Origin of the sequence: Serratia sp. CY38905 (assembly GCF_052168875.1) — a bacterium.
GTDB classification, from domain to species: Bacteria; Pseudomonadota; Gammaproteobacteria; order Enterobacterales; family Enterobacteriaceae; genus Serratia; species Serratia sarumanii.
Genome location: NZ_JBJNLV010000014.1, coordinates 1 through 20,547, shown reverse-complemented (window position 1 = coordinate 20,547; position 20,547 = coordinate 1). Strand labels below are relative to the sequence as shown.

Genomic DNA, 20,547 nt, shown 5'->3' with positions numbered 1-20,547 from the left:
AAAGTGCAAGTGTTTTAAGAAAATCAGTGCTCTTCAGACGCCATCGACAGATAGACGATCGTCAGAACCATGAAAATAAAGGCTTGAAGCGTAATGATCAGGATGTGGAAGATAGCCCAAGGCAAGCTCAGGACCCACTGTGACCACCACGGCAACAGGCCGGCAATCAGGATGAAGATCAACTCACCCGCATACATGTTGCCGAACAGTCGCAGACCCAGTGAAACAGGTTTGGACAGCAGGCTGACACCTTCAAGAATCAGGTTGATAGGAATGAATACAGGGTGGTTGAACGGCTGCATGGTCAACTCTTTAACGAACCCGCCAACGCCTTTCATTTTGATGCTATAGAACAGAATCAGGATAAACACGCCCAGCGCCATAGACAGCGTGACGTTCACGTCGGCGGTAGGCACGACGCGCAGCGCAGGCAGACCGAGAACGTGGGTGCCGAGATAAGGCAGGAAGTCAACCGGGATGAGGTCCATCAGGTTCATCAGGAACACCCAGACGAACACGGTCAGTGCCAACGGCGCAATGACCTTGCTCTTGCCGTGGTACATGTCGCGCACGCTGCTGTCGACGAAACCGACCACCAGCTCCACGGCGGTTTGCAGTTTACCCGGCACGCCGCTGGTGGCGTTTTTGGCCACTTTGCGGAAGATCACCAGGAAGAGCGCCCCGAGGACGACGGAGAAAAACATCGAGTCGAGGTTAATCGACCAAAACCCAGTCCCGACCTGAAGCTGCGTCAGGTGGTGACCGATATACTCCTGTGGAGTCAAGACTTCTCCTGCAGACATGATGCCTCTTACCCTTATTTAGTTAAGTTCGGTAACTGTTAATCACGGCCGGTGCCACTATCTGCACCACTAACACCGCTAAATAGGTCAGGCCAAGCGGTATAAACTCCGCCTTGAACACCCCCAGCGCCACGATCAGCAAAACGATGGTGATCACGACCTTTAGCCCCTCGCCGATGGCGAACGACCAGGCAACCCTACCGGGCGCCGGCGTTTGCGCCTGATGGCGCAAGGCAAACAGCATAAACATTGCACTCGGCAACCAGGCGGCGAGACCGCCTGCCAGCGCCGAAGCGCTCCATTCCGGGCTTTTCAGCCAGAAAGCAACGCTGATCAGAACAAAAGTCATTAACTGCAAAAACAGCAGTTTGCGTGCGACTTTCCCGCTGTAAAGGGACACAGACATGACGTTTGTTCTCTCCGTACCCCAGAGGGGGTATGCTGAGTGACGTATACAACTGTTTTTGCTGTCCAGAGTCAAGCAGCAAAAAACGAGCAAATTATACGGGGCATACCAACGAATTCAATCGATAAGTAGCGAAAAGGTGAACAATTATTTAAATTTCCCTATTCCAGCCTATTTTCACAAGAAAACGGTCGGAATAATAGGGCGCATTTAATTGTCTGATTATTCCAGCGTTGCGTTTAGAAACGCGAAGCCGATCACAGTAATGTCCCTTCCTGATTTATAGCCGATGGTCAACCAAACCGTCTTTAGCAATTTGAGCGATCAAAAGATTATATAAATCAAAACATTATCAGTTAACTGTTCAAAAACAATCCGTATACCCGACGAAAACCTTTTATTGACAAGCCGCGGGGCAATATTCCAACAGCCAATTAACATTAGCAGCAAACGCCAATCTTTCGCACATGATTGCTAACGTGACTATTTCCAAATGCAATTACTCTATTGTCGCTAATTAGCCGCGTTTTTTGTGTTAATAGGAAGTAAATTAACTAAAAAAAGCGACCAACTAATTAGCCTGCTTATCTTTCTGCCTGGTACTGCCTTTAATTCACGCTTGTTTGATCAAAAGCAAACTCAGTTTGCCTTAAGAATCACCAGGTGGCGTTCGCCTTCCAGTTCAGGCACCTGCAGCCGCACGATAGACTCCAGGCTAACGCCCGCCGGCAGCTGCGTCAGCTCTTCATCCGGGCGCACGCCTTTCAACGCGTAAAAACGCCCCTGCCCTTTCGCCGGCAGGTGATGGCACCAGGACAGCATATCCTGCAGCGAAGCGAACGCGCGGCTGATCACGCCGTCGAACGGCGGCTCGGCCGGAAACTCCTCAACGCGGCTCTGCACCGGCTCGATATTGTTCAGGCCCAGCTCATGTTGCACCTGACGCAGGAAACGCACGCGCTTGCCCAGGCTGTCGAGCAGCGTGAAATGCGCGTCCGGGCGCACGATCGCCAGCGGAATGCCCGGCAAGCCGGGGCCGGTGCCGACATCGATAAAACGCGAGCCCTGCAGATGCGGGTTGACCACGATGCTGTCGAGGATGTGGCGCACCAGCATTTGCTGCGGATCGCGCACCGACGTGAGGTTATAAGCCTTGTTCCACTTATCCAGCATGCCGACATAGCCCAGCAGCTGCTGTTTCTGCTGATCGGGCAGCTCAATGCCTGCTGCCGCGAGCAGCGAGTCTAATTTTTTTTGCACAACGGATCCTTTGGCAGGCGCTGAACGACCAGCGGATGGTTAGCTGGCGCAATGAGGCGCCTATGATAATTCAGGGCGCAAGTGATGTCAGCGGCCGTTTGGCTACGGGATGAGCAAACGGCCGCCTGGATGCGGGATTTATGCGCTGCGGCGCAGCAGTCCCTGCTTTTTCAGCCAGATCAGCAAAATCGAGATCGCCGCCGGCGTAATGCCGGAGATGCGCGAAGCCTGGCCGATGGAGTTCGGTTTGTGATCGTTCAGCTTGGCGATCACCTCGTTCGACAGCCCAGAAACCTGACGGTAGTCGAGATCCAACGGCAGCACGGTGTTCTCGTTGCGCTGTTGTTTTTCGATCTCTTCCTGCTGGCGAGCGATGTAGCCTTCGTATTTGACCTGGATCTCGACCTGTTCGGCGGCTTGTACGTCGTCCAGCGGCGGCGCGAAGGCCTCGGTGCCGGTCAACTGCGCGTAATCCATCTCCGGGCGGCGCAGCAGCTCTTCGCCGTTCGCTTCGCGCGACAGCGGCGCCTTCAGCAGCGCATTGACCTGTTCGACGTTCTCGGCGTGCGGGTGCATCCAGATGTCGCGCAGGCGCTGACGTTCGCGTTCGATTCGCTCCAGCTTCTCGCTGTAACGCGCCCAACGCACGTCGTCCACCAGGCCGAGTTCACGGCCTTTTTCCGTCAGGCGGAGATCGGCGTTGTCTTCACGCAGCATCAGACGATACTCGGCGCGCGAGGTAAACATGCGGTACGGTTCTTTGGTGCCGAGGGTGCTGAGATCGTCCACCAGCACGCCCAGGTAGGCCTGATCGCGACGTGGCGCCCAGCCTTCCTGTTCGTCGGCGAAGCGCCCGGCGTTCAGGCCGGCCAACAGGCCCTGCGCAGCGGCTTCTTCATACCCGGTGGTGCCGTTGATCTGGCCGGCGAAGAACAGCCCCTGAATGAATTTGCTTTCCAGCGTCGGCTTCAGATCGCGCGGATCGAAGAAATCGTACTCGATGGCATAACCAGGGCGAATAATACGCGCGTTCTGCATCCCTTCCATCGAACGGACGATCTGCATCTGCACGTCGAACGGCAGGCTGGTGGAAATGCCGTTAGGGTAAATTTCGTTGCTGGTCAGGCCTTCCGGTTCGAGGAAGATCTGGTGCGCGTTGCGATCGGCAAAGCGCATGACCTTGTCTTCGATCGATGGGCAGTAACGTGGGCCGATCCCTTCGATGATCCCGGCATACATCGGGCTGCGATCGAGGTTATTGCGGATCACGTCATGGGTTTTTTCATTGGTGTGAGTGATGTAGCACGCCATTTGTTCTGGGTGCTGGCTGGCATCGCCTAGGAACGAGAATACCGGCACCGGCGTATCGCCGTGTTGTGGCGCCAGTACGCTGAAATCGATAGTGCGGGCGTCGATGCGCGGCGGCGTACCGGTTTTCAAGCGGTTGACGCGCAGCGGCAGTTCACGCAAACGCTGCGACAGCGAGATCGAAGGAGGATCCCCCGCGCGGCCGCCGCTGTAATTCTCCAGGCCGATATGGATCTTGCCGTCCAGGAAGGTGCCGACGGTCAATACCACCGCCTTGGCGCGGAATTTCAGGCCCATTTGGGTTACGGCGCCCACTACGCGATCGTTTTCGACGATCAGATCCTCAACCGGCTGTTGGAAGATCATCAGGTTGGGTTGGTTCTCCAACGCGGTGCGGATCGCCTGGCGATACAGTACGCGATCCGCCTGCGCGCGAGTGGCGCGAACGGCAGGGCCTTTGCTGGCGTTTAGTATCCTAAACTGGATGCCGGCATGATCGATCGCCGTGGCCATCAGGCCGCCGAGTGCATCAATTTCCTTAACCAGATGCCCTTTACCAATACCGCCAATCGCCGGGTTACAGGACATCTGTCCCAGCGTATCGATATTGTGTGTCAATAATAAAGTCTGACGCCCCATGCGCGCCGCGGCCATGGCGGCCTCGGTACCTGCATGGCCACCACCGATGATGATGACGTCAAATTGATCTGGATAAAACATGGAACTGCACCTCGCCGTATTGCGAACGATCGTATTTGCCCTGGGGTGGGGGATTCTACTCAAGTTTAGACGATCGACCAAGCGGTCAGGATCGTCGGTAATTAAAAGAAGATCTTTTTTATTTAAAGATCTCTTTATTAGATCTCTTATTAGGATCGCGATCCTCTGTGGATAAGTAACTATTCACGAAGAAGATCAGCAGATTAAGGAGGATCGTTTGCTGTGAATGATCGGTGATCCCGACGCAGATAAGCTGGGATCTAAAAGGCTTGTTATGCACAGGACAAAAAGCGACCTACGGTTGTTATTTGGATAACTACGGCTTTTACCCTGCTTTTAAGCTTAGTTATCCACAATCGTTCGCGCGATCTTTAGACAAACTAGAGTAAATTAATCCAGTTTTTTACCCATTCCTCGGCCGGATCCTCGGGAATTTCATGCTCGGTCACGTCGATCTCGAGACGATCGCCGATCCTTTTCGCGCCTCTGGCGATCAGCAGATCGTCGATCTGTTTGATCGCGCCGCAGAAGATGTCGTATTCCGAACTGCCTAAACCGACGGCGCCGAACTGCACCTCGGAAAGATCCGGCTGTTGTTCGGCGATCTGCTCCAGCAGCGGCTGAAGGTTATCCGGCAGTTCGCCGGCGCCGTGCGTGGAAGAGACCACCAGCCAGCGGCCGGTCAACGGCAGTTCATCCAGTTCAGGGCCGTGCAGCATCTCGGTAGAGAAACCCGCGTCTTCCAGCTTTTCAGCCAAATGTTCAGCCACGTATTCGGCGCTGCCAAGCGTACTGCCACTGATCAGAGTAATGTCTGCCATGAACCAACGATCCCAACCTTCTCACTCAAAGTGGCTGCATTGTACGCTGTGAATCGGCTGGGATCTACCTGTGGATAATGTGGGTATGCAATTTGGCGGGTTACGGCACGATGGTGCGCATAATGGGGTTCTGCAGCGAGATCAGCGTTTCGGTAGACTGGATCTCGTCGATGGTCTGGATCTTGTTGATAAGTACCTGCTGCAGTGCGTCGATCGATCGGCACATCACCTTGATAAAGACGCTGTAGTGGCCGGTGGTGTAATAGGCTTCCACCACTTCCTCCAGGCTTTCCAGCTTTTTCAGCGCCGAAGGGTAGTCCTTGGCGCTCTTTAATATGATGCCGATAAAGCAGCACACATCGTAGCCCAGCTGTTTGGGGCTGACGTCGATGCGCGCGCCGGTGATGATCCCGGCCTGTTTCATCTTCTCTACCCGCACATGAATGGTGCCGGGGCTGACGGCAAAGTTTTTCGCCAGTTCGGCGTACGGCGTGCGCGCGTTGTCCATCAGAGCGTTGAGGATGCCGCGATCGAGATTATCGATCTGATAAATTTCCGCCATTTAATCCCCCATTAATTAACGATTGTTGAATTCTGTCCGGATAAAAATGAACGATTAAAAGTGAAAAGGCAATATTGATTAATGGATATTGAATTGACATGTCATTTTGTTGCTTAATCGATGGCAACAGAGACAGGTTTACAAGAGATACGGCAATGAAAAAACAGTTTATCCAAAAACAACAACAAATCAGCCAGGTCAAATCCTTCTTCTCCCGCCAGCTGGAGCAACAGCTTGGCCTGATCGAAGTGCAGGCGCCGATCCTCAGCCGTCTGGGCGACGGCACGCAGGATAACCTCTCCGGCAGCGAGAAAGCGGTGCAGGTTAAGGTGAAAACCCTGCCGGACGCCACCTTCGAAGTGGTGCATTCACTGGCGAAATGGAAACGCAAAACCCTGGGCAGCTACGATTTCGGCGCCGGCGAAGGCCTGTACACCCATATGAAGGCGCTGCGCCCGGATGAAGATCGCCTGACGCCTATCCACTCGGTGTACGTCGATCAGTGGGACTGGGAGCGGGTGATGGGCGACGGTGAGCGCAGCCTGGACTACCTGAAAAGCACCGTGCGCAGCATTTACGCCGCCATCAAGGCGACGGAAGCGGAAGTCAGCCGCGAGCATGGTCTGACCCCGTTCCTGCCGGAACAGATCCACTTTGTGCACAGCGAAACCCTGCTGCAGCGTTACCCGGATCTGGACGCCAAAGGGCGCGAGCGGGCGATCGCCAAAGAGCTGGGCGCGGTATTCCTGATCGGCATCGGCGGCAAGCTGTCGCACGGCAAATCGCACGATGTGCGGGCGCCGGATTATGATGACTGGACCACGCTAGCGGCGGATGGCCTGGCGGGCCTGAACGGCGATATCGTGGTGTGGAACCCGGTGCTGCAGGACGCTTTCGAGCTGTCCTCTATGGGCATCCGCGTCGACGCCGCCGCGCTGAAACGTCAGCTGGCGCTGACCGGCGATGAAGAGCGCATGAAGCTGGAGTGGCACCAGTCGCTGCTGCGCGGCGATATGCCGCAGACCATCGGCGGCGGCATCGGTCAGTCGCGCTTGGTGATGCTGCTGCTGCAACTGTCGCATATCGGCCAGGTGCAGTGCGGCGTGTGGTCGCCGGAAGTGCGCGGGGCGGTCGAAGGCCTGCTCTGATCCCGCCTAGCGCCGCCAGCGGCGCATCAAACGGCTTTTCAGCCCGGTATCGAAGCGCCAGATATGATCGAAGATGCGCATGATGCCGGGTTTGCCGTAGGCGGACATCGCCACCGCATGGAAACGCTGCTGGTGGCTTTGCTGCTGCTGTTTCACCTTCTTTATTACCTCCTCCGGCAACCGCTGAGCGATAAAATCGGAAATGATCACCGCATCGGCGTCGAACCAGCCGCTCTCCGCCATTTTAGTGACGGTGGCGTTCAGGCAGGCCGCCAGATCGGTGCCGCCGCGAAACTGCTGGCCGAGAAAGCGCACCGCCTGTTCGATGCCGCTGGCGGCGGTGAGCTCGTAATGCACGATCTGGTTGGCGAACAGCATGATGTAGCAACGGCGGTTGTCCGCCAGCGCAATGCGCAGCAGCGCCAGGCAGAACGCCTTGGCGCACTGTTCGTTGAAGCCGCCCATCGATCCTGAGGTGTCCACGCAGACGATAAACGGCCCGCGCGGCTGTTGATCCTGCTGCTGGTGGGTGACCTGGCGGATCAGGATCTGCTCCTGCCAGACGTCGCCCTGCAGGCGGTAGCTCAGCAGTCGCTTTTCCAGCAGGCGGCGATAAAATTCGAACTCCAGCTCTTCAATGCCCAGCGTCGCCAGCTCCGGCGGCAGCAAGCGCAGGATGTCGTCGCTCTGATGAATGCCGCTCACTTCTTCCGGTAGCGTGGCCGGCACCTGCACCATCACCCTGAACGGCTCCGGCTGCGCGTCCTGTTGCTGCACCGCCTTGGCCTGATAGCTGCGGCCCAACTGCTGCGCCAGCTTTTTCAGCTCCGGCTGCTGCTGCAAAAAGTTGCCATACTCCACCAGCCGTTGGTAATCACCGCGCTGCAGCTGGCCTTTGCTCATGTCCCACAGCCTGCCGGCGGCGGTGTCGTTTTCCGACAGCAGCGGCTCCAGCGCGCCGCTCAGCGCCAATCGCTCCTGCAGTTCCGCCATCAGCTGCTCGCGCTCCTGTTCCAGCAGCTGGTGGTGCAGCATGGTGGCCTGCAGCGTCAGGCTGATGCGCCAGCGCTGCAGGAACAGGGTTTGGAAGCTGTCGTCCAGCGGATGATTGGGTAGATCGGCGGCGTCCACCAGCGCGCGCGCCTGTTCATAAAACGGCGAGACCAGCTGGCGCAGCAGCTCCATCGTGTCGTTGAGGTTGTGATAGAACTGGGTGTTGTTCTCCAGCTGGCACTGTTGGTAGCGGTAAAATTCCTGCGCCAGCACCGGCGGCACCATGGCTTCCTGCAGACGTTCCTTGAGCTGCAGTTTCCAGCGTGGCAGATCGCGATCCAGCGCCCGGCGAAGGGCCGGAAACTTTTTAAAGAACACCGACAGCTGCGGCGCCGCCAGCATGCCGACGATCATCTCCTCGATCATTTCGCCTTCGGCGATCGCCAGCAGCAGATCGAGCGTCTCCAGACTGAGCATGGTTACTGGCCGCGCATTTGCTGCAGTTGCTGTTTAACCTGCTCCGCCACCTGCAGCAGACTGGCTTCGATCTTGGCCAGACCGGCGGCGGGTGTGAACAGACAGGGCTGATGTTGGCTGAAGGCGCGGCGCTGCTCCGCCAGGCGTTGGGCCAACGCGTCCATTTCGTCCAGCAGCGCCTGCGGCGTGGCGGTGGCCTGTTTGCCCGGCAGCGCCAGCAGCGACGGCTGGCGGCTGACGTCCAGCACCGTCAGGTGCAGTTGGTCGTCGACCTCCAAATCGATCGGCTGCGCGAAGCCGATGCCGTTCAGCTTGGCGCGCACGTCGCCGCCTTTTTGCAGCCAGTTGTCCAGCACGCTGCTTTCGATGCTCAGATGGTTGACCTGAATGTCATGCAGCTGCAGCGGCTTTTGCAGCAACAGGGTGAGGGTGCCGCCGGCGAACGGCGTGGCCGGCGCGTATTGCGGTTTACGGCTGAACATGCCGCCCTTTTTCACCAGGCTGATGGCCTGCCGGTCGCTTTGTTGCTGCTGATCCTGCAGCCAGCGGGTGTGGATTTGTTGCAGTTGGATCAGCATCGACTGTTGCTGGTAGGCCGATTCGGTCAGCAGCTGATCGATCTGCTGTTGCAGCAGCTTCAGCGAGGTGAGATCGTGCCACAGGCAGTCTTTCAGCAGCATCAGGTCGAGCGGGGCGATGGCGTCGCGCCCGCTGAAGAAGGCGCAGGCCTGCAGCAGGCGCAGGGCTTTTTTCCAGCGTCGGTCAGAGACGTACGGCGCCTGTTCCAGCGCGTCCAGCCGCTGGCGCAGCTGGAAAATCAGCTCAAAGCAGGCTTCCGGCAGCGCCACCTTATCGATCTGCGGCTGCCACTGCAGAAACTCTTCGTCGCTGACGCTCAGCGCCGCCGGCACCGGGTTTTGGCTTTCGCTCTGGCGGTTGACCAGCAGCGAGCGGAAATTCTGCTTATCCTGCACCTTATCCAGCCACAGGCGGATCAGCATGCGGTCATATAAGGCTTCGAGGCTGTTGTCCGCTTCGGGCAGTTCGTTGGAGGCGGTCACCAGCAGGCGCAGCGGGATCGGTTCTTCGCTGTTGCCGTTGCGAAAGCGCCGTTCGTTGATCGCCGTCAGCAGGGTGTTGAGGATCGCCGGGCCGGCCTTCCAGATCTCGTCCAGAAACACGATCTCCGCTTCCGGCAGGTAGCCGGCGGTCAGACGCTGATAGCGCCCCTCATCTTTCAACGCCTGAATGGAGAGCGGGCCGAAGACCTCTTCCGGCGTGGAAAAGCGCGTCATCAGGTATTCAAAGGAGCGGGCGTTGCGGAAGGCAAACTTCAGCCGGCGCGCGATCAGGCTCTTGGCGATGCCGGGCGGGCCGAGCAGGAATACGCTTTCGCCGCTCAGCGCCGCCAGCAGGCACAGGCGAATCGCTTCTTGCCGCTCATAAAGACCGCTCTCCAGCGCGCTGCTGAGGCGGGAAATTCGTTCTGCCAGAAGGGATGATGGCGTCATATAATTGTCGCATTGTCCGAGAGTTAGCCAATCTTGGTCGATAATCCGATGATAAACCACCATTATTTTTAGTGGTATAGCTTGTTGATTAGTAATATTTTTCTAAGTTGAGCCGGATATCCGGTTCACATTTTGTTTATTTTTCGGCTCTGATATAAGGGTAGGCAAGCCGTATAAATGGTGCATACTGTGCGGCTTTCTGGTGGGCGTGACGGATCTTTGAGCCCGTATTTTGCCTGATGCGGATGCATCGCTAACGGATGTTCTGATAAAGAAACGAATTATGAGCGCAGAGCATAAGCAGTCCTTATCGGCGGTAACCCTGGCGGCCATCGGCGTGGTCTACGGTGATATCGGCACCAGCCCTCTCTATACGTTGAGAGAGTGTTTCTCCGGCCATTACGGCTTCGATGTTCGTCCAGACGTGGTTTTCGGCTTCCTGTCGCTGATTTTCTGGATGCTGATCGTGATCGTTTCCCTCAAATATCTCACCTACGTGATGCGCGCGGACAACGCCGGCGAGGGCGGCATTCTGACGCTGATGTCGCTGGCCGGGCGCAACACTTCGGCGCGCACCACCGCGGTGCTGGTGATACTGGGCCTGATCGGCGGCAGCTTCTTCTATGGCGAGGTGGTGATCACCCCGGCTATCTCGGTGATGTCGGCGATAGAGGGGCTGGAAATCGCCGCGCCTGCGCTCGATGCCTACATCGTGCCGCTCTCCATTCTGGTGCTGACGCTGCTGTTCGTTATTCAAAAGCACGGTACCGGCAGCGTCGGCAAGCTGTTCGCCCCGGTGATGCTGCTGTGGTTCATCGTGTTGGCGGTGCTGGGCGCGCGCAGCATCATTTCGAACCCGGAAGTGCTGCAGGCGCTGAACCCCAAATGGGCGCTCAACTTCTTCATGGAATATAAGAAGGTGTCGTTCTTTGCGCTGGGGGCGGTGGTGCTGTCGATCACCGGCGTCGAGGCGCTGTATGCCGATATGGGGCACTTCGGCAAGTTCCCGATTCGCCTGGCCTGGTTCACCGTGGTGCTGCCTTCGCTGGTGCTCAACTACTTCGGCCAGGGCGCGCTGCTGTTGAAAAACCCTGAGGCGATCAAAAACCCGTTCTTCCTGCTGGCACCCGACTGGGCGCTGATCCCGCTGCTGATTCTGGCGACCCTGGCGACGGTTATCGCTTCGCAGGCGGTGATTTCCGGCGTCTTCTCGCTGACCCGCCAGGCGGTGCGCCTGGGCTATCTGTCGCCGATGCGCATTATTCACACCTCGGAAATGGAATCCGGCCAGATCTACATTCCAGTGATCAACTGGACGCTGTACATCTCGGTGGTGCTGGTGATTGTCGGCTTCGAACACTCCAGCAACCTGGCGGCGGCGTACGGCATCGCCGTCACCGGCACCATGGTGCTGACCAGCATTCTGGTCACCTCGGTGGCGATCAACAACTGGCACTGGAATCGCTTCCTGGCGCTCGGCATCGCTGCCATCTTGCTGATCATCGACGTGCCGATGTTCTCCGCCAACGCCCTGAAGCTGTTCTCCGGCGGCTGGTTGCCGCTGACCTTGGCGCTGGTGATGTTTATCATTATGACCACCTGGAAGAGCGAGCGCTTCCGCCTGCTGCGCCGCCTGCATGAACACGGCAACTCGCTGGAGGCGATGATCGCCTCGCTGGAGAAATCGCCGCCGGTGCGGGTGCCGGGTACCGCGGTGTTCCTGTCGCGCGCCACCAACGTCATTCCTTTTGCGCTGCTGCACAACCTGAAGCACAACAAGGTGCTGCATGAGCGCGTGGTGCTGCTGACGCTGCGCACCGAGGATGCGCCTTACGTGCACAATGTGCGCCGGGTGACCATCGAACAGCTGTCGCCGACCTTCTGGCGGGTAGTGGCCAGCTACGGCTGGCGGGAAACGCCGAACGTCGAGGAGGTATTCCACCGCTGCGGGCTGGAAGGGTTACCGTGCCGCATGTCGGAGACCTCGTTCTTCATGTCCCATGAATCGCTGATCCTCACCAAGCGGCCGTGGTACCTCTACCTGCGCGGCAAGCTGTTCGTCGCCCTGAGCCGCAACGCGCTGCGCGCGCCGGATCAGTTTGAGATCCCGCCGAACCGGGTCATCGAGCTCGGCACGCAGGTCGAGATCTAACCCGCCTGACAGGGGCTCAGCATGGCTGAGCCCCTTTTGTTTGCGCATTGTTTGTGCGTGAACGAAACGTTTCGATAGCGATCACACTTCTGCATTGTCCCGGTTGCCTTCCCCTGCCGTTTTTTTAAACTCCCCCAGAGAGCGAAACGTTTCGCTAGCGGAGTGAGAAGATGAAAAAAGGCGTATTACTGAATTCCGACGTGTCTGCCGTGATTGCCCGGCTGGGGCATACCGACCAGCTCACCCTGTGCGACGCGGGCCTGCCGATACCGGCGGCGACGCAGCGCATCGATCTGGCGCTGACGCAGGGCGTGCCGACCTTCATGCAGGTGTTCGCGGCGGTCACGCAAGAGATGCAGGTAGAAAGCGCCATCCTGGCGGAAGAGATCGTGAAACAGAATCCGTCGCTCCACGAGGCACTGTTGGCTGAACTGACCGCACTGGGCCAACGCCAGGGCAATACCATCAGCGTGCGTTATATCAGCCATCAGGCGTTTAAAGCGCAAACCGAGCACAGCCGGGCGGTGATCCGCAGCGGGGAGTGTTCGCCTTACGCGAACCTGATCCTGTGCGCCGGCGTAACTTTCTGAGGCGTTTATGCAACCTTTACTGCAACTGAAAGGGATTGATAAAGCCTTTCCCGGCGTGAAGGCGCTTTCCGGCGCCGCCCTCAGCGTTTATCCCGGCAAGGTGATGGCGCTGGTGGGGGAAAACGGCGCCGGGAAGTCCACCATGATGAAAGTGCTGACCGGCATCTACCAGAAAGACGCCGGCAGCCAGTATTTTCTCGGTAACGAGGTGGCGTTCAACGGGCCTAAAGATTCGCAGGAAGCGGGCATCGGCATTATCCATCAGGAGCTGAATCTGATCCCGCAGCTGACGATTGCGGAAAACATCTTCCTCGGCCGCGAGTTCGTCAACCGTTTCGGCCGCATTGACTGGAAGCGTATGTACGCCGAGGCCGATCGCTTGCTGGCGCGCCTCAACCTGCGCTACAGCAGCCACCGGCTGGTGGGCGAGCTGTCGATTGGCGATCAGCAGATGGTGGAGATTGCCAAGGTGCTGAGCTTCGAATCGAAAGTGATCATCATGGACGAACCGACCGACGCGCTGACCGACACCGAAACCGCCTCGCTGTTCAAAGTGATCAACGAGCTGAAGGCCGAAGGGCGCGGCATCGTTTATATCTCGCACCGCCTGAAAGAGATTTTTGAAATCTGCGACGACGTGACCGTGTTCCGCGACGGGCAGTTTATCGCCGAGCGGCCGGTGAGCGAGCTGCAGGAAGATTCGCTGATTGAGATGATGGTCGGCCGCAAGCTGGAAGAGCAATACCCGCGCCTTGATTTGCCGCGCGGGGAAAAACGGTTGGAAGTCAGCCACCTTTCCGGCCCCGGCGTTGAGGACGTCAGTTTTACGCTGTATCGCGGCGAGATCCTCGGCGTGGCCGGGCTGATGGGCGCCGGGCGCACCGAACTGATGAAGATCCTGTACGGCGCCGCGCCGCGCAAGGCCGGCACCGTCAGCCTGGATGGCCGCGAGGTGGTCACCCATTCGCCGCAGGACGGGTTGGCGAACGGCATCGTCTATATCTCGGAAGACCGCAAGCGCGACGGCCTGGTGCTGGGCATGTCGGTGAAGGAAAACATGTCGCTGACCGCGCTGCGCTACTTCAGCCGCGCCGACGGCAGCCTGAAACAGGCCGACGAGCGGCAGGCGGTGGGGGATTTCATCCGGCTGTTTAATATCAAAACGCCGTCGATGGAACAGCCGATCGGTCTGCTTTCCGGCGGCAATCAGCAAAAAGTGGCGATCGCCCGCGGCCTGATGACTCGGCCGAAGGTGCTGATCCTCGATGAGCCGACGCGCGGCGTCGACGTCGGCGCCAAAAAAGAGATCTATCAGTTAATCAACCAGTTCAAGCAGGAAGGGCTGAGCATCATTCTGGTGTCTTCGGAGATGCCGGAGGTGATGGGCATGAGCGATCGCATTCTGGTGATGCACGAAGGGCATCTCAGCGGCGAGTTCCCGATTGAACAGGCCACCCAGGAAGCGTTGATGGCGGCAGCCGTCGGCAAGCAATACGGCGTAAAGCAGGAGTAATCAGATATGAGTTCCCAGACTATCGCAGCCAAGCGCTGGTTCAGTAAAGAGTGGCTGTTAGAGCAGAAGTCGTTGATTGCGCTGCTGGTGCTGATCGCCGTGGTCTCTTCCATGAGCCCGAACTTCTTCACCCTGAACAATCTGTTCAATATTCTGCAGCAAACCTCGGTGAACGCCATCATGGCGGTGGGGATGACGCTGGTGATCCTTACGTCCGGCATCGATCTGTCGGTGGGATCGCTGCTGGCGCTGACCGGCGCGGTGGCGGCGTCGATCGTCGGCTTTGAGGTCAACGCGCTGGTGGCGGTGGCGGCGGCATTGGCGCTGGGCGCCGCGGTTGGCGCCTGCACCGGGGTGATCGTCGCCAAAGGCAAAGTGCAGGCCTTTATCGCCACGCTGGTGATGATGCTGCTGCTGCGCGGCGTCACCATGGTGTACACCAACGGCAGCCCGGTCAACACCGGTTTCACCGACGTGGCCGACACCTTCGGCTGGTTCGGCATCGGCCGCCCGCTGGGCGTGCCTACGCCGATCTGGATCATGGCGATCGTGTTCATCGCCGCCTGGTATATGCTGCACCACACGCGTCTGGGCCGCTATATTTATGCCCTGGGCGGCAATGAAGCGGCAACCCGCCTTTCCGGCATCAGCGTCGATAAGGTGAAGATTATCGTCTACTCGCTGTGCGGCCTGCTGGCGGCGCTGGCCGGGGTGATCGAAGTGGCGCGCCTGTCGTCGGCGCAGCCGACCGCCGGCACCGGCTATGAGTTGGACGCCATCGCCGCCGTGGTGCTGGGCGGCACCAGCCTGGCCGGCGGCAAGGGCCGCATCGTCGGCACGCTGATCGGGGCGCTGATCCTCGGCTTCCTGAACAACGGCCTGAATTTACTGGGTGTTTCTTCCTACTACCAAATGATCGTGAAGGCAGTGGTGATACTGCTGGCGGTTCTGGTAGATAACAAAAGCAACAAGTAACCTCCCCCTACAGGAATCACGATGATGAAAATGAAAAAACTGGCAACCTTAGCTTCCGCCATTGCGCTGAGCGCCACCCTGAGCGCCAATGCCATGGCCAAAGACACCATCGCGCTGGTGGTATCCACCCTCAACAACCCGTTCTTCGTCTCGATGAAGGATGGCGCGCAGCAAGAGGCCAACAAGCTGGGCTACAACCTGGTGGTGCTGGATTCCCAGAACAACCCGGCGAAAGAGCTGGCCAACGTGCAGGATCTGATGGTGCGCGCGCCCAAGCTGCTGCTGATCAACCCGACCGACTCCGATGCGGTGGGCAACGCGATCAAGATGGCCAACCAGGCTAAGATCCCGGTCATCACGCTGGATCGCGTGGCGAGCAAGGGCGAGGTGGTAAGCCACATCGCTTCGGACAACCGCGTGGGCGGTAAAATGGCCGGCGACTTCATCGCCAAGAAAGTGGGCGCCGATGCCAAGGTGATCCAGCTGGAAGGCATCGCCGGCACCTCCGCCGCGCGTGAACGCGGCGAAGGCTTCAAGCAGTCGCTGGATCAGAATAAATTCAAACTGTTGGCCAGCCAGCCGGCCGATTTCGATCGCACCAAGGGCCTGAACGTGATGCAGAACCTGCTGACCGCGCACCCGGACGTGCAGGCGGTGTTCGCCCAGAACGATGAAATGGCGCTGGGTGCGCTGCGCGCGCTGCAAACCGCCGGTAAAACCGACGTGATCGTGGTAGGCTTCGACGGCACCGCCGACGGTGTAAAAGCGGTTGAAGGCGGCAAGCTGGCGGCGACCGTGGCGCAGCGTCCCGATCAGATCGGCGTGATCGGTGTGGAAACCGCCGATAAAGTGCTGAAAGGCGAAAAAGTGCCGGCGACCATCCCGGTCGATTTGAAACTGGTCACTAAATAAGTCATACCAGCGCCATCGGAACGGGGCGTTTACGATGGCGCGCAATTCAGGAATCAATGCGATGGAAACAGGTAAGCTGGTGGTTCTTGGCAGCATCAATGCCGACCATATCCTCAATATTGAACACTTCCCCCACCCGGGCGAAACGGTGATCGGGAAACAGTATAAGGTGGCGTTTGGCGGCAAGGGCGCGAATCAGGCGGTGGCGGCCGGGCGCAGCGGGGCGGAGATCGCCTTTATCGCCTGCGTGGGCGCCGACGACATTGGCGAACGTGTCCGCCGGCAGCTGGCGAGCGATCGCATTGATACCCAACCGATTGAAGCCATCGCCGGCAGCACCACCGGCGTGGCGCTGATCTTCGTCAACGCCGAAGGCGAGAACGTGATTGGCATCGATGCCGGCGCCAACGCGGCGGTGACGCCGGATTACCTGGCGCGCTACCAACAAAAAGTGATCGATGCCGACGCTTTGCTGATGCAGCTGGAGTCGCCGCTGGAGACGGTGATCGCCGCCGCCCGCCTGGCGAAGCAGCATCACACGCAGGTGATCCTCAACCCGGCCCCGGCGCGTGAGCTGCCGGACGAGCTGCTGGGCATGATTGATATGATTACCCCGAATGAAACCGAAGCCCAGCGCCTGACCGGCATCACCGTGGACAACGACGCCGATGCGGCGCGCGCGGCGCAGGCGCTGCACGACAAGGGCATCGCGACGGTGATTATCACCCTCGGCAGCCGTGGCGTGTGGCTGAGCGAAAACGGCAACGGCAAACGGATGCCCGGCTTCAAGGTGCAAGCGGTGGATACCATCGCCGCCGGCGATACCTTTAACGGTGCGCTGGTCACTGCCCTGTTGGAAGGCAAGGCCATGGCCGACGCGGTGCGTTTCGCCCATGCGGCGGCGGCGATCGCCGTGACCCGCCCTGGCGCGCAGCCTTCGGTGCCGTGGCGTGAAGATATCGACGCCTTCTTGCAGCAGCAGGGGTGATCCTTTGGCCACCATGAAAGATGTCGCCCGCCTGGCGGGCGTTTCAACCTCTACCGTTTCGCATGTGGTCAACAACAATCGCTTTGTCAGCGACAGCGTGCGCGACAAGGTCATGGCGGCCGTAGAACAGCTGAACTATGCGCCTTCCGCGCTGGCGCGCAGCCTGAAGCTCAATCAGACGCGCACCATCGGCATGCTGGTGACCGCCAGCAACAACCCGTTTTATGCCGAAGTGGTGCGCGGCGTGGAGCGCAGCTGCTATGAACGCGGCTACAGTTTAATCCTGTGCAATACCGAAGAAGACGCCGCGCGCATGAACCGCAGCATGGAGACGCTGCTGCAAAAGCGCGTCGACGGTTTGCTGCTGATGTGCACCGAAAACCACCGGCCATCGCAGGATGCCCTGAGCCGCTACCCGTCATTGCCGATCGTGATGATGGACTGGGCGCCGTTCGAGGGCGCCAACGACATTATTCAGGATAACTCGCTGCTGGGCGGCGAGATGGCGACCGATCATCTGATCGCCCGCGGCTACCGCAAGATCGCCTGCATCGCCGGCCCGCAGGATAAAACCACCGCCCGTCACCGGCTGGAAGGCTATCGCAACGCGATGCGGCGCGCCGGATTGCCGGTTCCGCCAGGGTATGAAGTGCACTGCGATTTTGAGTTTGAGGGCGGCGTGAACGCCATGCGCCAACTGCTGGCGCTGGACGAGCCGCCGCATGCGGTGTTCGCCGGCAACGACGCGGTGGCGGTGGGCGTTTATCAGGCGCTGTATCAGGCCGGGCTCTCCGTGCCACAGGATATGGCGGTGATGGGCTACGATGACATTGAGCTGGCGCGCTATCTGGCGCCGCCGCTGAGCACCATTCATCAGCCGAAGGATTCGCTGGGCGAACTGGCGATCGATGCGCTGATCAATCGCCTGCAAAACCCGGAGCGCGCCCCCCAGGTGCTGGTGCTGACGCCCGAGCTGGTGGAACGCGCCTCGGTGGGCCGCCGTTAACTCGCCGCCTTCGCTTCTTTCTTGCTTTCCTGGCCGCTGATCAAATTGCGGCCATCCTTCCTTCTCAGCAACATAAACACCAGCGCCGATGCCACGGTGACGATCCCCATGGTGATAAAGGTGTAATGGAAGTGGTCGATCATGGTGCCTAACGACAGGGATTCGTAAAAACGCAGCACCGCCGCGCTGATCGCCACGCCGAAGCTGATGGACAGCTGCTGGGTGACCGCCAGGACGCTGTTGCCGGCGCTGGCGTTGGCGTCGTTCAAATCCGCCAGGCTGATGGTGTTCATGGCGGTGAACTGGGTGGACATCGCCATGCCCAGCACGAACAGCGGCAGGATCATCAGCCACAGCGGCATGCCCGGGCTTTGCAGGGCAAACTGGGCTATCAGCACCCCGATGATGACGGTGATGCCGACCAGCGTTTTACGGTAGCCGAACCAGCGCAGCACCTGAGTGACGGTGGATTTTGCCATCAGCGAGCCGATGGCGGTCGGCGCCATCATGCAGCCGGCGACGATCGCCGTATAGCCGAATCCCACCTGCAGCATGAGCGGCATTAAAAACGGCACGCAGCCGGTTCCCAGCCTCGAGGCGACGTTGCCGGCGATGCCGACCGAGAAAGTGCGGGTTTTGAACAGGTCGAGACCGATCAGCGGCTGAGGATGACGGCGGGCGTGCGCGATGTAGCCGAACAGCATCACGAAGCCGCTGAGCAGAATGCCCAGCGAAACGTAGCTCGCCAGCACCCGCTCGCCAAACAGTTCCAGCCCGGTAGAGATCAGCACCAGGCTCAGGCCGAACAGCATAAAGCCAAGGAAGTCGAAGCGGCGCTTGGGCGTGGTGAAGTCCGGCATGTATTTACGCGCATAGAAGATGCCGAGCAGGCCGATAGGGATATTGATCAGGAAAATCCAGTGCCAGGTGGCGTAGGTGACCAGCCAGCCGCCCAGCAGCGGCCCCAGAATCGGCCCGACCAGGCCGGGCATGGTGACGAAGTTCAGCACCGGCAGCAGTTCGCTGCGCGGGTAGGCGCGCAGCAGCGCCAATCGCGCGACCGGCATCATCATCGCGCCGCCGATGCCCTGCAGCACGCGAGAGGCGACCAGCGCGCTCAGCGTAGGGGACAGAGCGCACAGCAGCGAGCCGAGGGTGAATAACGTGACGGCGAAGATGAACACGCGCCGGGTGCCGAAGCGGTCCGCCAGCCAGCCGCTGACCGGGATCAGCATCGCCACCGTCAGCGTGTAGCTGATGACGGCCGATTGCATCGCCAGCGGCGAACGCCCCAGGCTTTGGGCGATCGCCGGCAGCGCGGTATTGAGGATAGTGGCGTCCAGCGCCTGCATAAAGAACGCCATTGCGGCGATCCACGGAAGTCCTGCCATACTGCGCGCGGATTGGGTCATGGTCGGTCCTGGTTAAATGGTCGTCTGTCCCTCGTCTCTTTCTTCTATATATAAGCGGGGAGCGTGTCTAGTCTTTCTCTTTCAGCAGTATCTGGCAGGCGACGAGCGCGCCGGCGCTGTCTCCGGCGAGTATCGCATCGACGATAGCCTGATGATGGCGCAGCTTGATCACTTCATTGCCGGTGATGGCGCGGAAGTAGCTTTGGTACACCGAGCTGAACAGGTTGGCGAACGAGGTCAGGAACGGGTTGCCGCTGGCTTCGTAGATGAGCTGGTGGAATTGGGTATCGACCTGGATCCAACGCTCGCGATCAAACTGGGTATGCAGCGCGCGCATTTCCGCCATCAGCTCCGCCAGCAGCTTGGTTTGCTGCGGGCTGGCGTGGTTTGCCGCCAACGCGCAGGCCTGCGGCTCCAGCGAGGTACGCAGGATAAGGAAGTGTTGCATCACCTGATCGAAGTTTTCCCGCGTCATCCACCAGGTCAGTAAATCCTGATCGAGGAAATTCCATTGGCTCTGCGGCATCACGCGGGTGCCGATGCGCGGGCGCGGTAGCAGCATGCCTTTGGCGGCTAACATCTTTACCGCTTCGCGTACTGCGGTGCGGCTGACGCCGAATTGCTCGCCCAGTTCCATTTCACCGGGCAGGATGCTGCCGGCCTGATAATCGCCCGCCAGAATTTGTTGGCCAAGTTTCTCTGCAAGCAGATAAGAAAGATTGCGTTGGGCGGCCTGTTGTTGTGCATTTAACGGCATGGCTGCGGGTCCTTACTGACATCGTTATTTCTATTTTACTCCAGTGATCGCCAGCTTTTATGGCTGTTTGCCTGAAAAAGTGACATAAATTCGTCGCTTTTTTGCCCTTTTGCTGAAAAAAAGCGCGCTTGAAAAGTTTTTTGCATTTAGGGGTTGCGGCCTGCCGAGAACTCCCTATAATGCGCCTCCACTGACCGGGAACAACGACTGACAAGCCGCCGGGTCAGCGAGAA

Annotated in this window: 18 protein-coding genes; 8 read left to right on the top strand and 10 right to left on the bottom strand. The window is 59.0% G+C overall.

Annotation, left to right across the window (positions count from 1 at the left end):
- Positions 1-23 precede the first annotated feature (23 nt).
- The 6 genes from atpB to asnC form a co-directional block, all read right to left on the bottom strand.
- A complete protein-coding gene (gene atpB / locus ACJ8MK_RS21970; protein WP_025160299.1) occupies positions 24-803 on the bottom strand; it encodes a F0F1 ATP synthase subunit A in 780 nt (259 codons plus the stop codon).
- Positions 804-825: 22 nt separating this feature from the next.
- A complete protein-coding gene (atpI, locus tag ACJ8MK_RS21965; protein WP_004933796.1) occupies positions 826-1,209 on the bottom strand; it encodes a F0F1 ATP synthase subunit I in 384 nt (127 codons plus the stop codon).
- 639 nt (positions 1,210-1,848) lie between these two features.
- Positions 1,849-2,469: a 16S rRNA (guanine(527)-N(7))-methyltransferase RsmG gene (rsmG, locus tag ACJ8MK_RS21960; RefSeq protein ID WP_047729585.1), complete on the bottom strand. Its 621-nt coding sequence runs from the start codon at positions 2,467-2,469 to the stop codon at positions 1,849-1,851.
- 138 nt (positions 2,470-2,607) lie between these two features.
- Positions 2,608-4,497: a tRNA uridine-5-carboxymethylaminomethyl(34) synthesis enzyme MnmG gene (gene mnmG / locus ACJ8MK_RS21955; RefSeq protein WP_033649567.1), complete on the bottom strand. Its 1,890-nt coding sequence runs from the start codon at positions 4,495-4,497 to the stop codon at positions 2,608-2,610.
- Between the two features lie 380 nt (positions 4,498-4,877).
- The gene (gene mioC, locus ACJ8MK_RS21950; RefSeq protein ID WP_033649568.1) at positions 4,878-5,318 is read right to left on the bottom strand and encodes an FMN-binding protein MioC; all 441 of its coding nucleotides are present in this window, start codon (positions 5,316-5,318) and stop codon (positions 4,878-4,880) included.
- Positions 5,319-5,418: 100 nt separating this feature from the next.
- On the bottom strand, positions 5,419-5,880 hold the full coding sequence (asnC, locus tag ACJ8MK_RS21945) for a transcriptional regulator AsnC (RefSeq protein WP_004933786.1): 462 nt from the start codon (positions 5,878-5,880) through the stop codon (positions 5,419-5,421).
- A gap of 155 nt (positions 5,881-6,035) precedes the next feature.
- On the opposite strand from asnC, the gene asnA reads away from it, so the two are divergent.
- Entirely contained in the window at positions 6,036-7,028 is a 993-nt protein-coding gene (asnA, locus tag ACJ8MK_RS21940; RefSeq protein WP_033653943.1) for an aspartate--ammonia ligase, read from the top strand.
- Between the two features lie 6 nt (positions 7,029-7,034).
- On the opposite strand, the gene viaA is transcribed toward asnA, so the two are convergent.
- Both viaA and ravA read right to left on the bottom strand, forming a co-directional pair.
- Positions 7,035-8,498 (bottom strand): ATPase RavA stimulator ViaA, encoded by a 1,464-nt coding sequence (viaA, locus tag ACJ8MK_RS21935; protein ID WP_308332844.1) that lies wholly within the window; start codon positions 8,496-8,498, stop codon positions 7,035-7,037.
- A gap of 2 nt (positions 8,499-8,500) precedes the next feature.
- Positions 8,501-10,009 carry an ATPase RavA gene (gene ravA / locus ACJ8MK_RS21930; protein WP_086556989.1) on the bottom strand — a complete coding sequence of 503 codons (1,509 nt, stop codon included), beginning with the start codon at positions 10,007-10,009 and terminating at the stop codon, positions 8,501-8,503.
- 283 nt (positions 10,010-10,292) lie between these two features.
- Here ravA and kup point away from each other — a divergent pair, with 283 nt between their 5' ends.
- The 7 genes from kup to rbsR all read left to right on the top strand — a co-directional run bounded on the left by kup (position 10,293) and on the right by rbsR (position 18,145).
- Positions 10,293-12,161: a low affinity potassium transporter Kup gene (kup, locus tag ACJ8MK_RS21925; RefSeq protein WP_033636508.1), complete on the top strand. Its 1,869-nt coding sequence runs from the start codon at positions 10,293-10,295 to the stop codon at positions 12,159-12,161.
- A gap of 170 nt (positions 12,162-12,331) precedes the next feature.
- Positions 12,332-12,751, top strand: a complete 420-nt coding sequence (rbsD, locus tag ACJ8MK_RS21920; protein WP_033649571.1) for a D-ribose pyranase — start codon at positions 12,332-12,334, stop codon at positions 12,749-12,751.
- Between the two features lie 7 nt (positions 12,752-12,758).
- A complete protein-coding gene (rbsA, locus tag ACJ8MK_RS21915; protein ID WP_033636505.1) occupies positions 12,759-14,264 on the top strand; it encodes a ribose ABC transporter ATP-binding protein RbsA in 1,506 nt (501 codons plus the stop codon).
- A 6-nt stretch (positions 14,265-14,270) separates the two neighbouring features.
- Positions 14,271-15,239 carry a ribose ABC transporter permease gene (gene rbsC / locus ACJ8MK_RS21910; RefSeq protein WP_019455467.1) on the top strand — a complete coding sequence of 323 codons (969 nt, stop codon included), beginning with the start codon at positions 14,271-14,273 and terminating at the stop codon, positions 15,237-15,239.
- 24 nt (positions 15,240-15,263) lie between these two features.
- Complete coding sequence (gene rbsB / locus ACJ8MK_RS21905; protein WP_033638632.1) at positions 15,264-16,151, top strand: ribose ABC transporter substrate-binding protein RbsB; 888 nt, start codon at positions 15,264-15,266, stop codon at positions 16,149-16,151.
- Positions 16,152-16,212: 61 nt separating this feature from the next.
- Positions 16,213-17,139, top strand: a complete 927-nt coding sequence (gene rbsK / locus ACJ8MK_RS21900) for a ribokinase (protein ID WP_442518057.1) — start codon at positions 16,213-16,215, stop codon at positions 17,137-17,139.
- 4 nt (positions 17,140-17,143) lie between these two features.
- The gene (gene rbsR, locus ACJ8MK_RS21895) at positions 17,144-18,145 is read left to right on the top strand and encodes a ribose operon transcriptional repressor RbsR (protein WP_025160301.1); all 1,002 of its coding nucleotides are present in this window, start codon (positions 17,144-17,146) and stop codon (positions 18,143-18,145) included.
- On the opposite strand, the gene mdtD is transcribed toward rbsR, so the two are convergent.
- Complete coding sequence (gene mdtD / locus ACJ8MK_RS21890) at positions 18,142-19,557, bottom strand: multidrug transporter subunit MdtD (RefSeq protein ID WP_025160302.1); 1,416 nt, start codon at positions 19,555-19,557, stop codon at positions 18,142-18,144. The genes rbsR and mdtD overlap by 4 nt on opposite strands.
- Before the next feature lie 67 nt (positions 19,558-19,624).
- The gene (locus ACJ8MK_RS21885) at positions 19,625-20,314 is read right to left on the bottom strand and encodes a FadR/GntR family transcriptional regulator (RefSeq protein WP_033653941.1); all 690 of its coding nucleotides are present in this window, start codon (positions 20,312-20,314) and stop codon (positions 19,625-19,627) included.
- Between the last annotated feature and the right edge of the window lie 233 nt (positions 20,315-20,547).

Coding starts and splice junctions, on each gene's coding strand:
- atpB (WP_025160299.1), bottom strand. CDS start 803: ATGTCTGCAGGAGAAGTCTTGACTCCACAGGAGTATATCGGTCACCAC.
- atpI (WP_004933796.1), bottom strand. CDS start 1,209: ATGTCTGTGTCCCTTTACAGCGGGAAAGTCGCACGCAAACTGCTGTTT.
- mnmG (WP_033649567.1), bottom strand. CDS start 4,497: ATGTTTTATCCAGATCAATTTGACGTCATCATCATCGGTGGTGGCCAT.
- mioC (WP_033649568.1), bottom strand. CDS start 5,318: ATGGCAGACATTACTCTGATCAGTGGCAGTACGCTTGGCAGCGCCGAA.
- asnC (WP_004933786.1), bottom strand. CDS start 5,880: ATGGCGGAAATTTATCAGATCGATAATCTCGATCGCGGCATCCTCAAC.
- asnA (WP_033653943.1), top strand. CDS start 6,036: ATGAAAAAACAGTTTATCCAAAAACAACAACAAATCAGCCAGGTCAAA.
- viaA (WP_308332844.1), bottom strand. CDS start 8,498: ATGCTCAGTCTGGAGACGCTCGATCTGCTGCTGGCGATCGCCGAAGGC.
- ravA (WP_086556989.1), bottom strand. CDS start 10,009: ATGACGCCATCATCCCTTCTGGCAGAACGAATTTCCCGCCTCAGCAGC.
- kup (WP_033636508.1), top strand. CDS start 10,293: ATGAGCGCAGAGCATAAGCAGTCCTTATCGGCGGTAACCCTGGCGGCC.
- rbsD (WP_033649571.1), top strand. CDS start 12,332: ATGAAAAAAGGCGTATTACTGAATTCCGACGTGTCTGCCGTGATTGCC.
- rbsA (WP_033636505.1), top strand. CDS start 12,759: ATGCAACCTTTACTGCAACTGAAAGGGATTGATAAAGCCTTTCCCGGC.
- rbsC (WP_019455467.1), top strand. CDS start 14,271: ATGAGTTCCCAGACTATCGCAGCCAAGCGCTGGTTCAGTAAAGAGTGG.
- rbsB (WP_033638632.1), top strand. CDS start 15,264: ATGAAAATGAAAAAACTGGCAACCTTAGCTTCCGCCATTGCGCTGAGC.
- rbsK (WP_442518057.1), top strand. CDS start 16,213: ATGGAAACAGGTAAGCTGGTGGTTCTTGGCAGCATCAATGCCGACCAT.
- mdtD (WP_025160302.1), bottom strand. CDS start 19,557: ATGACCCAATCCGCGCGCAGTATGGCAGGACTTCCGTGGATCGCCGCA.
- ACJ8MK_RS21885 (WP_033653941.1), bottom strand. CDS start 20,314: ATGCCGTTAAATGCACAACAACAGGCCGCCCAACGCAATCTTTCTTAT.